General features: G+C 71.0%; 14 protein-coding genes. 3 read left to right on the top strand and 11 right to left on the bottom strand.

The window, feature by feature from the left end; genetic code table 11:
• Positions 1 to 105: 105 nt before the first annotated feature.
• Positions 106 to 2,151 carry an APC family permease gene (locus ABR738_RS30370; protein ID WP_350233130.1) on the bottom strand — a complete coding sequence of 682 codons (2,046 nt, stop codon included), beginning with the start codon at positions 2,149 to 2,151 and terminating at the stop codon, positions 106 to 108.
• A gap of 227 nt (positions 2,152 to 2,378) precedes the next feature.
• Between ABR738_RS30370 and ABR738_RS30365 the strand changes: the two genes are divergently transcribed.
• Together ABR738_RS30365 and ABR738_RS30360 are read left to right on the top strand one after the other, a co-directional pair.
• Complete coding sequence (locus tag ABR738_RS30365) at positions 2,379 to 3,047, top strand: potassium channel family protein (protein ID WP_350233129.1); 669 nt, start codon at positions 2,379 to 2,381, stop codon at positions 3,045 to 3,047.
• Entirely contained in the window at positions 3,047 to 3,715 is a 669-nt protein-coding gene (locus tag ABR738_RS30360; protein WP_350233128.1) for a potassium channel family protein, read from the top strand. Before ABR738_RS30365 ends, ABR738_RS30360 begins: the two co-directional genes overlap by 1 nt.
• A gap of 87 nt (positions 3,716 to 3,802) precedes the next feature.
• Here ABR738_RS30360 and ABR738_RS30355 read toward each other — a convergent pair whose 3' ends face one another.
• From ABR738_RS30355 to ABR738_RS30320, 8 genes are all read right to left on the bottom strand, one after another.
• Positions 3,803 to 4,540 carry a DUF3159 domain-containing protein gene (locus ABR738_RS30355; protein ID WP_350233127.1) on the bottom strand — a complete coding sequence of 246 codons (738 nt, stop codon included), beginning with the start codon at positions 4,538 to 4,540 and terminating at the stop codon, positions 3,803 to 3,805.
• Positions 4,541 to 4,543: 3 nt separating this feature from the next.
• Positions 4,544 to 4,942 (bottom strand): OB-fold nucleic acid binding domain-containing protein, encoded by a 399-nt coding sequence (locus tag ABR738_RS30350; protein WP_350233126.1) that lies wholly within the window; start codon positions 4,940 to 4,942, stop codon positions 4,544 to 4,546.
• 120 nt (positions 4,943 to 5,062) lie between these two features.
• A complete protein-coding gene (locus ABR738_RS30345; RefSeq protein WP_350233125.1) occupies positions 5,063 to 5,755 on the bottom strand; it encodes a response regulator in 693 nt (230 codons plus the stop codon).
• A 58-nt stretch (positions 5,756 to 5,813) separates the two neighbouring features.
• Positions 5,814 to 8,384: a DUF4118 domain-containing protein gene (locus tag ABR738_RS30340; RefSeq protein ID WP_350233124.1), complete on the bottom strand. Its 2,571-nt coding sequence runs from the start codon at positions 8,382 to 8,384 to the stop codon at positions 5,814 to 5,816.
• A gap of 149 nt (positions 8,385 to 8,533) precedes the next feature.
• Positions 8,534 to 9,268: an ABC transporter ATP-binding protein gene (locus ABR738_RS30335; RefSeq protein WP_350233123.1), complete on the bottom strand. Its 735-nt coding sequence runs from the start codon at positions 9,266 to 9,268 to the stop codon at positions 8,534 to 8,536.
• A 247-nt stretch (positions 9,269 to 9,515) separates the two neighbouring features.
• The gene (locus ABR738_RS30330; RefSeq protein WP_350233122.1) at positions 9,516 to 10,301 is read right to left on the bottom strand and encodes a DUF3710 domain-containing protein; all 786 of its coding nucleotides are present in this window, start codon (positions 10,299 to 10,301) and stop codon (positions 9,516 to 9,518) included.
• 1 nt (position 10,302) lies between these two features.
• The gene (gene dut / locus ABR738_RS30325; RefSeq protein ID WP_350233121.1) at positions 10,303 to 10,836 is read right to left on the bottom strand and encodes a dUTP diphosphatase; all 534 of its coding nucleotides are present in this window, start codon (positions 10,834 to 10,836) and stop codon (positions 10,303 to 10,305) included.
• The gene (locus ABR738_RS30320) at positions 10,833 to 11,417 is read right to left on the bottom strand and encodes a PaaI family thioesterase (RefSeq protein WP_350233120.1); all 585 of its coding nucleotides are present in this window, start codon (positions 11,415 to 11,417) and stop codon (positions 10,833 to 10,835) included. Before ABR738_RS30320 ends, dut begins: the two co-directional genes overlap by 4 nt.
• 57 nt (positions 11,418 to 11,474) lie before the next feature.
• Between ABR738_RS30320 and ABR738_RS30315 the strand changes: the two genes are divergently transcribed.
• Positions 11,475 to 11,936, top strand: coding sequence for a DUF3093 domain-containing protein (locus ABR738_RS30315; protein WP_350233119.1), 462 nt, complete (start codon positions 11,475 to 11,477; stop codon positions 11,934 to 11,936).
• A 25-nt stretch (positions 11,937 to 11,961) separates the two neighbouring features.
• Here ABR738_RS30315 and ABR738_RS30310 read toward each other — a convergent pair whose 3' ends face one another.
• A complete protein-coding gene (locus ABR738_RS30310) occupies positions 11,962 to 12,969 on the bottom strand; it encodes a hypothetical protein (protein ID WP_350233118.1) in 1,008 nt (335 codons plus the stop codon).
• Between the two features lie 11 nt (positions 12,970 to 12,980).
• Positions 12,981 to 13,277 (bottom strand): DUF4193 domain-containing protein, encoded by a 297-nt coding sequence (locus ABR738_RS30305; RefSeq protein ID WP_053725482.1) that lies wholly within the window; start codon positions 13,275 to 13,277, stop codon positions 12,981 to 12,983.
• Positions 13,278 to 13,575: the final 298 nt, after the last annotated feature.

Genomic DNA, 13,575 nt, shown 5'->3' with positions numbered 1-13,575 from the left:
CTCCAGAGTGAGGGGAGGACGGCGACGGCCGGGTGAACAGCCCACCAGTCTACGTGGGTGTCACCCGGCCGCCCGCCACGGGCACGCCCCGACCGCGCCGGGGCGTCAGCTCTTGTTGCCCGGCTCCTTCGGGCGGGCCACCGGGCCCCGGCGCACCGCGCCCGGCGCGTTCCAGTCCGCCCGCCTGCGGGCGCGCTTCTTCGCGGCCTCGGAGGACTCCAGCTGGTAGGGGACGGACGTCACCATCACGCCGGGGGTGAACAGCAGGCGGCCCTTGAGCCGCAGCGCACTCTGGTTGTGCAGCAGGTGCTCGTACCAGTGACCGACGACGTACTCGGGGATGAACACGCTGATCGCGTCGCGCGGGCTCTCGCGGCGCAGACCCCGTACGTACTCGATGATCGGCCGCGTGATCTCGCGGTAGGGCGAGTCGAGGATCTTCAGCGGCACATTGATGCCGCGCCGCTCCCACTCGTCCTTGAGCGCCTTCGTCTCGGCCGGGTCCACCGAGATCGACAGCGCCTCCAACTGGTCCGAGCGCATCAGCTTGGCGTAGGCCAGGGCGCGCAGGGTGGGGCGGTGGACCTTGGAGACCAGGACGATCGAGTGCACCCGCGAGGGGCGCAGGCTGTCGTCGGAGGGCTCGTCGGGGGCGGCGATCTCGGTGGCGACCCGGTCGTAGTGCTTGCGGATCGCGGTCATCGTTCCGTAGAAGATGACCATGCCGAGCAGCGCGACCCACGCGCCGTGGGTGAACTTCGTCGCGAGGACGACCACGAGGACCAGACCCGTGAAGAACGCGCCGAACGCGTTGATCGCGCGCGAGCGGACCATGTGGCGGCGCTTGGTCTGGTCGGTCTCGGCAGCCAGGTGGCGGTTCCAGTGACGGACCATGCCGGTCTGGCTGAGCGTGAACGAGACGAAGACGCCGACGATGTACAGCTGGATCAGACGGGTCGAGTCCGCGCCGTAGATCACGACGAGCAGGACCGCCGCGCCGGCCAGCAGCACGATGCCGTTGGAGAAGGCGAGCCGGTCGCCGCGGGTGTGCAGCTGGCGCGGCAGGTAGCGGTCCTGGGCGAGGATCGAGCCGAGCAGCGGGAAGCCGTTGTAGGCGGTGTTCGCGGCGAGGAACAGCACGAGCGCGGTCGCCGCGGCCAGCACGACGAACAGGAAGCTGCCCTTGCCGAAGACGGCCTCGGCGACCTGCGAGATCACCGGGTTCTGCACATAGCCGGAGCCGAGCGCCGTGCCGTTGTGCAGCAGGTCCTCGGCGGGCTTCTCGACCATCCGTACGTGCGTGGTCATGGCCAGCGCGATGATGCCGCAGAACATGGTGACGGCGAGGCCGCCCATCAGGGCGAGCGTGGTCGCGGCGTTCTTCGACTTCGGCTTGCGGAAGGCGGGGACGCCGTTGCTGATCGCCTCGACGCCGGTGAGCGCGGCGCAGCCGGAGGAGAAGGAGCGCAGGAGCAGGAAGACGAGGGCGAAGCCGCCCAGGCCCTGGTGTTCCGCCTTGATCGTGTAGTCGGCGGTCGGCGCGTTCATCGTGTCCCCGAGCACCAGCCCCCGGAAGGCGCCCCAGGCGATCATGATGAAGACGCCGGCGACGAAGACGTACGTCGGGATGGCGAAGAGCTTGCCCGACTCCTTCATGCCCCGCAGGTTCATGAGTGTCAGCAGGACGATGACCGCGACCGCGCACATCACCTTGTGCTCGACGATGAACGGGATCGCCGAGCCCAGGTTCTCGATGCCGGAGGCGATGGAGACGGCCACGGTCAGGACGTAGTCCACGAGCAGCGCGGAGGCGACGGTGAGTCCGGCCTTCGGCCCGAGGTTGGTGGTGGCGACCTCGTAGTCGCCGCCGCCGCTCGGATAGGCGTGCACGTTCTGCCTGTAGGAGGCGACCACGGTGAACATCAGCACCACGACCGCGGCCGCGATCCAGGGGCTGAAGTGGTACGCCGACACACCCGCCACGGACAGCACGAGGAGTACTTCTCCAGGCGCGTACGCAACGGACGAGAGCGGGTCGGAGGCAAAGACGGGAAGTGCGATGCGCTTGGGGAGGAGCGTTTCTCCCAGCTTGTCGCTGCGCAGCGCCCGGCCGATCAGGATCCGTTTGGGCACGTCGGTCAGTTTGGACACGCAGAGGATCGTAAGCGCTGCGTCTGGATAAGGCCCACCCGCCTCCCCCAAGCCGTGTCCGCGATACGGGCACTGAGTGAACGCATCCCCTGCCGGGCCGCATAAGCTCATCAGGCGGCAACGTGGATTTCTGTTGCCACGCTGTTGCCCGGCTAGCCGAGAAGGAAGTAGTGAGCAGGGTGTTTGCGCAGGTCATCGGGGCGACCAGGAGTGCGGGGTAAGGGGACGTGCACATCGTCATCATGGGCTGTGGGCGAGTGGGAGCCGCTCTCGCGCAGGCCCTGGAACAGCAGGGGCACACCGTTGCCGTGGTCGACCAGGACCCGACGGCCTTCCGTCGCCTCGGTTCGGGCTTCGGCGGACGCCGGGTGACCGGCGTCGGCTTCGACCAGGACACCCTGCGCGAGGCGGGCATCGAGGAGGCCGGCGCGTTCGCGGCGGTCTCCAGCGGCGACAACTCCAACATCATCGCGGCCCGCGTGGCGCGCGAGATGTTCGGCATCGAGAACGTGGCGGCCCGGATCTACGACCCGCGCCGCGCGGAGGTCTACCAGCGCCTGGGCATCCCGACGGTCGCCACGGTCAGCTGGACCGCCGACCAGATGCTGCGCCGGCTCCTTCCGTCCGGCGCGGAGCCCCTGTGGCGCGACCCGAGCGGTGGCGTGCAGCTGGCCGAGGTGCACACCTCGGCGGCGTGGATCGGTCACAAGGTCAGCAAGTTGCAGGAGGAGACCGGCGTACGGGTCGCCTTCCTCACCCGGCTGGGTGAGGCGGTGCTTCCGACGTCCCAGACGGTCCTCCAGGAGGGCGATCTGGTGCACGTGATGATGCGGACCGACGAGGTCGAAAAGGTCGAGGCGGCGTTCGCCCAGGGTCCCGAGGAGGGCGGTCACTGATGCGCGTGGCGATTGCCGGGGCCGGCGCGGTGGGCCGTTCCATCGCGGGCGAGCTCCTGGAGAACGGGCACGAGGTGCTTCTCGTCGACAAGGCGCCCACCGCCATCTCGGTCGAGCGGGTGCCACTGGCGGAGTGGCTGCTCGCGGACGCCTGTGAGATCACCTCGCTCGACGAGGCGGCGTTGCAGCGCTGCAACGTGGTCATCGCGGCCACCGGTGACGACAAGGTGAACCTGGTCGTCTCGCTCCTCGCGAAGACCGAGTACGGGGTGCCCCGGGTGGTGGCCCGGGTCAACAACCCCAAGAACGAGTGGCTGTTCAACGAGTCGTGGGGCGTGGACGTGGCCGTCTCGACGCCGCGTCTGATGTCGGCGCTGGTCGAGGAGGCGGTGAGCGTCGGCGATCTCGTACGGCTGCTGCGCTTCAGCCACGGCGACGCCAACCTGGTCGAGCTGACGCTGCCGCCGGAGTCCGCGATCGCGGGCACGCAGGTCGGGGACGTGGCCTGGCCGCAGGACACCTCGCTCGTCACCATCATCCGGGGCACCCGGGTGCTGACGCCGAGCCAGGAGGAGACCCTGGAGGCGGGCGACGAGCTGCTGTTCGTGGCCGCGCAGGCCCGCGAGGAGCAGTTGGAAGACCTGCTGTCGGTACGCCGCGAGGGCTGATCGGCGACGATGCGCCAAAGGCCCGGAACCGTTGTGGTTCCGGGCCTTTGGCGCGCGTACGGGAAAGTCCCCGGGCACGGGGGCTGGTCAGGCGCCGGCTTCGCCCCGGGCGGCGGCGGCCTTGCGGGCCTTTTCGGCCGCTTCCTCGGCCTCCATCTCGGCGAAGACGTCGATCGGCGCCGGCGCCTTGGCGAGGAAGACCCAGGTGAGCCAGACGGCGAGCAGGAACGGCGGGATCTTCAGGGCGATCAGGACCCAGCCGAGCTGGGAGGTGTTGGCCCACCAGTACAGGGGGAAGAGGATCGCGCACTTGGCGAGCAGGATCAGTCCCCAGGCCCAACTGGCCTTCGCGTACGCCTTCTTGCGGCCGGGGTTGCGGGTGCGCCAGGACAGGTTCTCCTTGAAGACCGGGCCGAGGATGAGCCCGATCAGCGGCACGCCGCACAGGGTGGTCACGATGTACGCGAGCGCGAGGCCCAGCGTGTAGAGCATGCCCGGCAGGTAGAAGTCCTTGGCGTTGCCCGTGACCATGGCGAAGACCACGCCGAAGGCCACACCGAAGACACCGCTGAAGGCGTGCTTCATGGTGTCCTTGCGCACCAGGCGGACCGCGACGAGCAGCAGGGACACCGCGAGCGCGGCGATCGCCGAGACGTGCAGGTCCTTGTTGACCGTGAAGATCGTGACGAAGAGCAGTCCCGGAAGGACCGTCTCCACCATGCCGCGCACGCCGCCGAAGGCCTCGAAGAGCGCGGCTTCGGTCACCGCCTTCGCGTCGGCGGGCGGGGCGGGGGTGGTCGTGGTCGGCTTGTCGACTGACGTCACCGGCTACTCCTGTCCGAGCGGTCGCAGTTCGTATTTGGGGTTGAAAAGGACCCGCCGGCCGTGGCTCAAGGAGATCCGGCCCGAAGCGATGAGCTTGCGGCCCGGCTCGATGCCCACGATCGAGCGCCGTCCAAGCCACACCACGTCCAGCGGGGCGGTGCCGTCGAAGAGCTCGGCCTCGAGCGCCGGCACACCCGCCCGGGGACGCAGGGTGACCGTCCGCAAGGTACCAGTGACTTTGACTATCTGGCGGTCGCTGCACTCGGAGATGCGGGTGCACCCCGTGGCCTGTGCGTCCTCCTGCAGTTCCGCGGAGTGCAGGTCCTCCTGCGAGGTGGACAGCCGGTCGAGCATCCGGCGCAAGCGCCCCGCGGGCTTGCCGGTACGAAGGTCAGCACTCATACAGAAAGGGTACCGGGGCCCTCCCCCGCCGGATCGAAGCGTGTGGGCACCACGCACTCCTCGGCCCTACCGCACGGGGGCGAGGCGTCCCGGTCACCCCTGCCGCCGGGCCCGTCCGGATCAGTGTTCGAAGCGGTAGCCCATGCCGGGCTCGGTGATGAAGTGGCGCGGGTGCGAGGGGTCGAGCTCCAGCTTGCGGCGCAGCTGGGCCATGTAGACCCGCAGATAGTTGGTCTCGGTGCCGTAGGAGGGGCCCCAGACCTCCTGGAGCAGCTGCTTCTGGCTGACCAGGCGGCCGGGGTTGCGCACGAGCACTTCGAGCAGGTGCCACTCGGTGGGGGTCAGGCGTACGTCGCGGCCGTCGCGGTGGGCCTTCTTGGCGGCCAGGTCCACGGTGAAGCCGTCCGTTTCGACGAGGACCACGTCGTCGGGCCCGTCGGCGCCCTTGGGCGGCTCGGCGCGGCGGACGGCGGCGCGCAGCCGGGCCAGCAGCTCGTCCATGCCGAAGGGCTTGGTGACGTAGTCGTCGGCGCCTGCGTCAAGCGCCTCGACCTTCTCGTCGGAGGTGTGGCGCGCGGAGAGCACGAGGATGGGGACCCGGGTCCAGCCGCGCAGCCCCCGGATGACGTCGACGCCGTCCATGTCGGGCAGGCCGAGGTCGAGCACGACCACGTCGGGGTGGCGGGCGGCGGCGAGCTGGAGGGCGCTCGCTCCGTCGGGGGCCGCGTCCACCTCGTACTTGCGTGCCTTGAGGTTGATCACGAGCGCGCGCACGATCTGCGGCTCGTCCTCGACCACGAGCACCCGGGTCATCTGGGACACCTGCCTTCTGCGGTTACGGGCTGAGCGGTTACTGCCTGAGCGGATCGGTTCATGAGGGGGCGTTGGTGGCTTGAACGGCGTGGGTGGCTTGGGCGGCGTGGTCCGTCGGGGCGCGGCCGGGGCCCGGGGCGGCGCGGACGGTGAGGACCATGGTGAGGCCGCCGCCCGGGGTGTCCTCGGCGGCGAGCGTGCCGCCCATGGCCTCGGCGAAGCCCCGGGCGACGGCGAGACCCAGGCCCACGCCCGCCCCTCGCGGGGCGTCGCCGTAGCGCTGGAAGGGCGCGAAGATGCGGTCCTTGGCGGCGTCGGGCACGCCGGGGCCCCGGTCGGTGACGCGTATCTCGACGCGTTCGGCGAGACCGCTGGCGGCGACCGTGACGCTGCGGCCGGGCGGGCTGTACTTGACGGCGTTCTCGACCACGTTGGCCACGGCCCGCTCCAACAGGCCCGGGTCGACCTCGACCATGGGCAGCGTCTCGGGGATGTCGAGGACGACGCTGTCCTCGGGGACGCCGCCCAGCGCCATGGGCACGACCTCGTCGAGGTCGATCTCGCGGATGAGCGGGGTGACGGTGCCGGTCTGGAGGCGGGACATGTCGAGGAGGTTGCCGACGAGGTGGTCGAGGCGGTCGGCGCCGGCTTCGATGCCTTCGAGCAGTTCGGCGCGGTCCTCGTCGGACCACGCGACGTCCTCGGAGCGCAGCGAGCTCACCGCCGCCTTGATGGAGGCCAGCGGGGTGCGCAGGTCGTGGCTGACGGCGGCGAGCAGCGCGGTGCGGATGCGGTTGCCCTCGGCGAGCTTGCGCGCCTCCTCGGCCTCGCCGACCAGGCGCCTGCGGTCCAGGACGACGGCGGCCTGGGCGGCGAACGCGCCGAGCACCCGCCGGTCCTCGGCGGGCAGGACCCGGCCGGACAGGGCGAGCGCCATGTGGTCGCCGACCGGCATGTCCACGTCCGCGTCCTCGGGCCGGCCGACCGGGCGGGGGCCCACGCTGCCGGCCCGGGTCCAGGGTTCCATGTCGCCGGCGCGCTCCAGAAGGGCGACCGACTCCATGGCGAAGGTCTCGCGGACCCGCTCGAGGAGGGCATCCAGGCTGGTCTCGCCGCGCAGGACGCTGCCCGCGAGGAAGGAGAGGATCTCCGATTCGGCGCGCAGCCTGGCCGCCTGGTGGGTACGGCGGGCCGCGACGTCCACGACGGAGGCCACCGACACCGCGACCAGGACGAATATGACGATGGCGACGATGTTCTTCGGGTCGGCGATCGTGACCTGGTGGACGGGCGGGGTGAAGAAGTAGTTCAGCAGGAACGAGCCGAAGGCGGCCGACGCGAGGGCCGGGAGCAGTCCGCCGATCAGCGCCGCCGCGACCGTGAGCGTCAAGAAGAGCAGCATGTCGTTGGCGAGCCCGAGATCCGCCTCGACGTTGGTGAGCAGCACCGTGAGCAGGGCGGGGCCCAGCACGCCGGCCGCCCAGCCCCACACGATGCGGGCCCGCCCCAGCCGTGCGCCGCGCGCCACGGGCAGGCCCCGGCCCTTGGCGACCTCCTCGTGGGTGACGATGTGGACGTCGAGGTCGGGGCCGGAGTCCCGGGCCACGGTCTGTCCGACGCCGGGGCCCAGGATGTACTGCCAGGCCTTGCGCCGGCTTGAGCCGAGGACGATCTGGGTGGCGTTGACGCCGCGTGCGAAGGCGAGCAGCGAGGAGGGGATGTCGTCGCCTATGACGTGGTGGAAACTGCCGCCCAGGTCCTCGACGAGGGTGCGCTGGACGGTGAGTTCCTTGGGCGACGCGGAGGTGAGTCCGTCGCTCCTCGCCACGTAGACGGCCAGGATCTCGCTGCCGGAGCCCTTGGCGGCCATGCGGGCGGCCCGGCGGATCAGGGTGCGGCCCTCGGGGCCGCCGGTGAGGCCGACGACGATGCGCTCGCGGGCCTGCCAGGTGGACTGGATGCCGTGCTCGCCCCGGTACTGCTGGAGGTATTCGTCCACGCGGTCGGCGACCCAGAGCAGCGCGAGTTCGCGCAGGGCGGTGAGGTTGCCGGGCCGGAAGTAGTTGGACAGGGCCGCGTCGACCTTGTCGGACTGGTAGACGTTGCCGTGCGCCATGCGGCGGCGCAGCGCCTGGGGCGACATGTCGACGAGCTCGATCTGGTCGGCCCTGCGCACCACCTCGTCGGGCACCGTCTCGCGCTGGCGTACGCCGGTGATCGACTCGACGACGTCGCCGAGGGATTCCAGGTGCTGGATGTTGACGGTGGACACGACGTCGATGCCGGCCGCGAGCAGTTCCTCGACGTCCTGCCAGCGCTTGGTGTTGCGGGCGCCGGGCACATTGGTGTGCGCCAGTTCGTCCACCAGGGCGACGGCGGGGCGGCGCTCGAGGACCGCGTCGACGTCCATCTCGGTGAAGGCGCCGCCCCGGTAGTCGATCGCGCGGCGCTGGATCTGCTCAAGGCCGTGCAGCATCACTTCGGTGCGCGGCCTGCCGTGGTGCTCGACCAGGGCCACGACGCAGTCGGTGCCGCGCTCGACCCGGCGGTGGGCCTCGGAGAGCATGGCGTACGTCTTGCCGACGCCCGGCGCCGCGCCGAGGTAGATCCGAAGCTTCCCGCGTGCCATGGCCCCATTGTCTTTCAGAATTCAGCTGCGTACGCTGCGTCGACCTTACGGCCAACAATTTGGGCAAATGGGGTGGGGGTGGGGCGGATGACACCTCTTGACGAGATTCTGACGCCCGGGCCGCCGGGCCTCGGGCCGCACGCCCCGGGTCAGCCGTGATCGGTGATCTGGCCGTCGTTCAGTTCCAGGACACGGTCGGCGAGGCCCAGGAGCTGGCTGTCGTGGGTGGCGACCAGGGCGGTGACGCCCTCCCCGCGTACGACGGCGCGCAGCAGCTCCATCACCGCGAGACCGGTGTCGGCGTCGAGCTGGCCGGTGGGCTCGTCCGCGATGAGCAGGGCGGGGCGGTTGGCCAGGGCGCGGGCGATGGCGACGCGCTGCTGCTGGCCGCCGGAGAGCTCGCCGGGCCGCTGCGCGGTGTGCTCACCGAGGCCGACCAGGGAGAGCAGCAGCGCGGCTCGCTCCTCGCGCTCGCGCGGGTCGGCCTTCTTGAGGCGCATGGGGACACCCACGTTCTCGGCGGCGCTGAGGATGGGAATGAGGCCGAAGGACTGGAAGATGAAGCCGATGCGGTCGCGGCGCAGCTCCAGGAGGCCCTGCTCGCCCAGGCTCCCGACGTCGGTGCCGTCCACCGTGATGGTTCCCTCGTCCGGCTTGTCGAGGCCGCCCAGGAGGTTGAGCAGGGTGGTCTTGCCGGAGCCCGAACGGCCCTTCAAGGCGACGAGTTCGCCGCGCGGCACTTCGAAGGAGACGCCGCGCAGGGCGTGCACGGCGCGCGGGCCGGTGCCGTAGGAGCGGTGCAGGTTGTCGACCTCGACCATCGGGCCGGCCGGCCGCTCGGCCGCGACGGCCGCAGCGCCCTGTCCACTGGTGCTCCGCGTCATGTCGGTCATCTCCCCGTTGCCCCGCTGTCCCGTTGCCCCGTCGCCCCGTACGTGCGTGTGCGCGGTTGGGCGCCAGTATGTGCGGGCGGCGCCGGGGCGGGCAATGAAGTGGTCGGGGGTCTGCCCGGATCGCCCGGGCGAGCAAGGTCTTTCGGGCAACGCGCGAGGGCCGGGGCGACGGCGGGAACGCCGATGGGCCACGACCCCTTCGCGGGGGCGCGGCCCATCGGGAAGCCCTGCGGACGGTTCAGCGGATCTCGGTGACCTCGGGGCCCCGCTGGAGCTGGCCCATGCCGCCGGAGAAGCGCGAGCCCTCCTGGTCCTCCTGCTGCACGCCCTCGGGCACCATCTGCGCGTCGTTGGGCAGCTTCAGGACGATCGGGTCGCGGGGCGCCATCGGGCCCTCGCCGCGCACCACGACCGTGTCGCGGAAGATCGTCTCCAGGAGCCCGGCGGCCCCCGGCTGCACCGCGCCCTGACCGGAGATGACCCCGCGCAGGAACCAGCGCGGTCCGTCCACGCCCACGAAACGCACCAGCTGCACGCCGCCCGTGCCGTCGGGCAGCTGGACGGGGACCTGCGCGCGCAGCTCCCAGCCGAGCGGGCCCTCGACCTCGTCGATGATGCCGCCCTGCTGGGTGATGCCGGAGGCGATCTCCTCGCGGACCTCGCCCCAGATGCCTTCCTTCTTCGGCGCCGCGAAGGCCTGCAACTGGACCGCGCTGTCGTTCAGGACGACCGTGGCCGCCACGATCGCGTCGCCCGCGACCTCGACGCGCAGCTCCATGCCCTCGACCCCGGGGACGAAGAGGCCGCCGAGGTCGACCCGGCCCTCGCCCGGCTCGATGACCTCGGAAACGTCCCAGGGCCCGTCCGGACGCGGCGCCGGCGGCAGGTTCACCCTGCGCACCTCGCCCTCGTCGCCGGCCCCGGTGGCGCCGTCGGCCTCAGTGCCGTCGACGGCCTGCTCGGCCTCGCCCGCCGCGTCCGCCGCGTCGTCCGCGGATCCACTCTTCTTGCGACGTCCGAACACGTCACTGTCCTTCCCGGTCGGATACGGCCGAAGCGTATCGATTCCCACCCGTTGTGCCGCCACTGGCGGCCGGATCGTCCACGGCGGCGTGACCGCCGGTGGACCCGAAGCCCCCCTCGGCCCGCGCCGAGCCGGGAAGCTCCGCCACCTCGTGGAAGCGCACCTTCTCGACTTGCTGGACGACCAGTTGGGCAATGCGGTCGAAACGCTCGAACCGCACGCTCTCGCGCGGGTCGAGGTTGACCACGATCACCTTGATCTCTCCACGGTACCCGGCATCCACCGTCCCCGGGGCATTCACCAGGGCGACACCGCACCGGGCGGCGAGCCCCGAACGGGGGTGCACGAAGGCCGCGTACCCGTCGGGCAGCGCGAGGGAAACACCGGTCGCCAGAACCGCCCGTTCACCGGGGGCCAGTTCGGCGGCCTCGGTGGTCACCAGGTCGGCCCCGGCGTCGCCCGGGTGCCCGTACGCCGGGATCGGCACCTCCGGGTCGACGCGGCGGATGAGGACGTCTACGGGGTCACGCGTCACGGGTTCACCTCGAAGGCGCGGGCGCGCCTGACCTGGTCGGGGTCGGACATCGCGGCCTGGATCTCGGCCGGGCGTCCGTTGTCGATGAAGTGGTCCACCTTCACCTCGATGAAGAGGGCCTGGGCCCGGACCGCCACGGGCCCATCGGGCCCGCCGATGCGGCCGGTGGCCCGGGAGTAGATCTTGCGGCCGGCCACGGCGGTGACCTCGGCCTCCAGATGCAGCACGGCGTCGACCGGGACCGGGCGGACGAAGTCCGTCTCGAGCCTGCCGGTCACCGCGATGACCCTGAGCAGCCAGTTCAGCGAGCCGAGCGTCTCGTCGAGCGCGGTGGCCAGCACCCCGCCGTGCGCGAGCCCGGGGGCGCCCTGATGGGCCTCGCGCACGGTGAACTCGGCCGTGACGCGCACGCCTTCCCCGGCCCGCGCGGCCAGGTGCAGTCCATGGGGCGCTCCGTCGCCGCAGCCGAAGCAGTGCCCGTAGTGCGCGCCGAGCAGTTCGCCCGGCAGGGGCGCCTCGGGGTGCCGCACCGGCGCCGTGGCGTCGGCCGGGGGCGTCAGGGACGCAGATGTAGCAGTCACAGGCGCAGACCTTACCCGCGGTCCAGGAGCGGGTCGCGCCGTGCCAAGCTTGCTTTCATGCAGCCCAATGCCCCGCAGTACACAGAACGCCTGACCGCGCCCCGATCCTGGTGGTTCATCTCCGTCCTGGTCGGCGTCGCCTGCGCGCTGATGCTGCTGCCGGTGGGCACACTGCCGATGCTGGCCGGTTTCGTGGGCGGCACGGCGGTGTCGTGGGTGGTGGTGAGTTCCTACGGCTCGATCCGGATCCGCGTGCTCACGGACACGCTGGTGGCGGGCGAGGCCCGGATCCCGGTGAAGGCGCTGGGCGAACCGGAGATCCTGGACGCCGATGAGGCGCGGGCCTGGCGGCTGCACAAGGCCGATCCCCGCGCGTTCATGCTGCTGCGGGCCTACATCCCGATGGCGGTGAAGGTGGAGATCACCGACCCGTCGGACCCGACGCCCTACGTCTACCTCTCCACCCGTGACCCCGAGGCGCTGAAGGCCGCCCTGAACGCGGTCCGCTCCGCCGCCTGAGCCGGATCCCCGGCCGGTTCGCCGCTCAGCGGCCCAGTTCCCCGGGGGTGGTGCCCGGCGGCAGCGGGTCGTCCGGCTGCTCCAGGGCCGGCAGGTCCTCCAGCGCGTCCCAGGGCACCTGGCGTGCGCGCAGGTCCTCGCGGACGTGCCCGGCGAGTTTTTTGGTGTCGCGGCGGTTCAGCACGGCGCCGACGGCCGCGCCGACCATGAACGGCGTCAGATTCGGCAGATTGCGCACCATGCGCTTCATGATCTGCTGGCGCAGCTCGCGCTTCATCTGGCCGCCGAGGGCGAAGTTGAGCGTGGTGGGTTTGGTGACGTCGATGCCGCGCTCCTCGGTCCACGACGTCAGATACGCCATGGCGCGTTCCTTGAGCGAGCCCGGCGGCCGCATTCCGTAGACCTCGTGCAGCTCGGCGATGAGCTTCAGCTCGATGGCGGCGACGCCGGTGATCTCCGCCGCCAGTTCGGCGGGCATCGCGGGCGGTACGGGCAGCATCGCGGCCGCGCCGATGCCCGCGCCGACCGTGGACGTGCCGCCCGCGGCGCCCGCGATCAGCTTGTCGGCGATCTCCTCGGGGCCCAGCCCCGGGAACTGGGCGCGCAGGGTCGCCAGGTCCCGCACCGGGACGCGGGGGGCGATCTGGATGATCCGGTCGGCGAGGTGACCGAGCGAGGCCTTCAGGCCCTCGCCGCTCTTGCGTACGCCCTTCTTGAGCACCGGAACACCCTTCTTGAGGGCCGGCAGGCCCTTGTCGAGAGTGCCCCTGCGCAGGGCGTCCAGGCGTCGGACCCCGGCCGTGGGTCCCGCCTCCTTCGTCTGCGGTGCCGTGACGGCTGCTTCGAGCGAGGCCTGCCGGCCCCGCTCGGCGTCACGTGCACCGTCGGCCGCGCTCACCGCAGGCCGGCCGGCCGGCTCGGCGGGGGCTTCCACGCCTTCTGCCGGGCTCGTGCCGCCCTGTGGCGCCTCGGTGGGACCCGGGGCACCGTTCCGCCGGAACGGTCGCTTCCGGGACGGTTTCGCGCTTGCCACAGCCGGCCTGCTCAGTCGCAGTCGCGGCAGATGGGCTGGCCGTTCTTCTCCCGGGCCAGCTGGCTGCGGTGGTGCACGAGGAAGCAGCTCATGCAGGTGAACTCGTCGGCCTGCTTGGGCAGGACGCGAACGGCGAGCTCTTCGTTGGACAGGTCCGCGCCGGGCAGTTCCATACCCTCGGCGGCCTCGTACTCGTCGACATCGACGGTCGAGGTGGACTTGTCGTTGCGCCGGGCCTTCAGCTCTTCAAGGCTGTCGGAATCGACGTCGTCATCGGTCTTGCGTGGGGTGTCGTAGTCCGTTGCCATGTCGCTCTCCCCCTCTGGGTGGTTGCGGTGTCTCAGCGCACGTAACGCGTGAGAGGCCGGACTTGTGCCCGACCTGAGGCGGAGATTTTGCCTCACATCAAGGTCTGTTACTCAATCGACACCCAACCGCACCCCTCGGGAGTGCTCGTCTTGGATGGCGATCGGGACCGTACACGGTCCATATGTCGCGCTTCACCAGCGCCACCTCGTGTACTTCCCGTGATCTCACCCCCCGGAAACCCGGACTTTTACCGGGATTCCAGGGAATTCGACGATCACGGAGAGTAGGTGGCCCGAT

This window comes from Streptomyces sp. Edi4 (assembly GCF_040253615.1).
Taxonomy (GTDB): domain Bacteria; phylum Actinomycetota; class Actinomycetes; order Streptomycetales; family Streptomycetaceae; genus Streptomyces.
The sequence above is the reverse complement of the archived record's forward strand: the minus strand, read 5'-3'. Positions and strand labels throughout refer to the sequence as shown.

Bases quoted from the DNA above. Each gene is read 5' to 3' on its own strand.
- ABR738_RS30360 (WP_350233128.1), top strand. From the start codon at position 3,047: ATGCGCGTGGCGATTGCCGGGGCCGGCGCGGTGGGCCGTTCCATCGCG.
- ABR738_RS30350 (WP_350233126.1), bottom strand. From the start codon at position 4,942: ATGAGTGCTGACCTTCGTACCGGCAAGCCCGCGGGGCGCTTGCGCCGG.
- ABR738_RS30345 (WP_350233125.1), bottom strand. From the start codon at position 5,755: ATGACCCGGGTGCTCGTGGTCGAGGACGAGCCGCAGATCGTGCGCGCG.
- ABR738_RS30340 (WP_350233124.1), bottom strand. From the start codon at position 8,384: ATGGCACGCGGGAAGCTTCGGATCTACCTCGGCGCGGCGCCGGGCGTC.
- ABR738_RS30335 (WP_350233123.1), bottom strand. From the start codon at position 9,268: ATGACGCGGAGCACCAGTGGACAGGGCGCTGCGGCCGTCGCGGCCGAG.
- ABR738_RS30315 (WP_350233119.1), top strand. From the start codon at position 11,475: ATGCAGCCCAATGCCCCGCAGTACACAGAACGCCTGACCGCGCCCCGA.
- ABR738_RS30305 (WP_053725482.1), bottom strand. From the start codon at position 13,277: ATGGCAACGGACTACGACACCCCACGCAAGACCGATGACGACGTCGAT.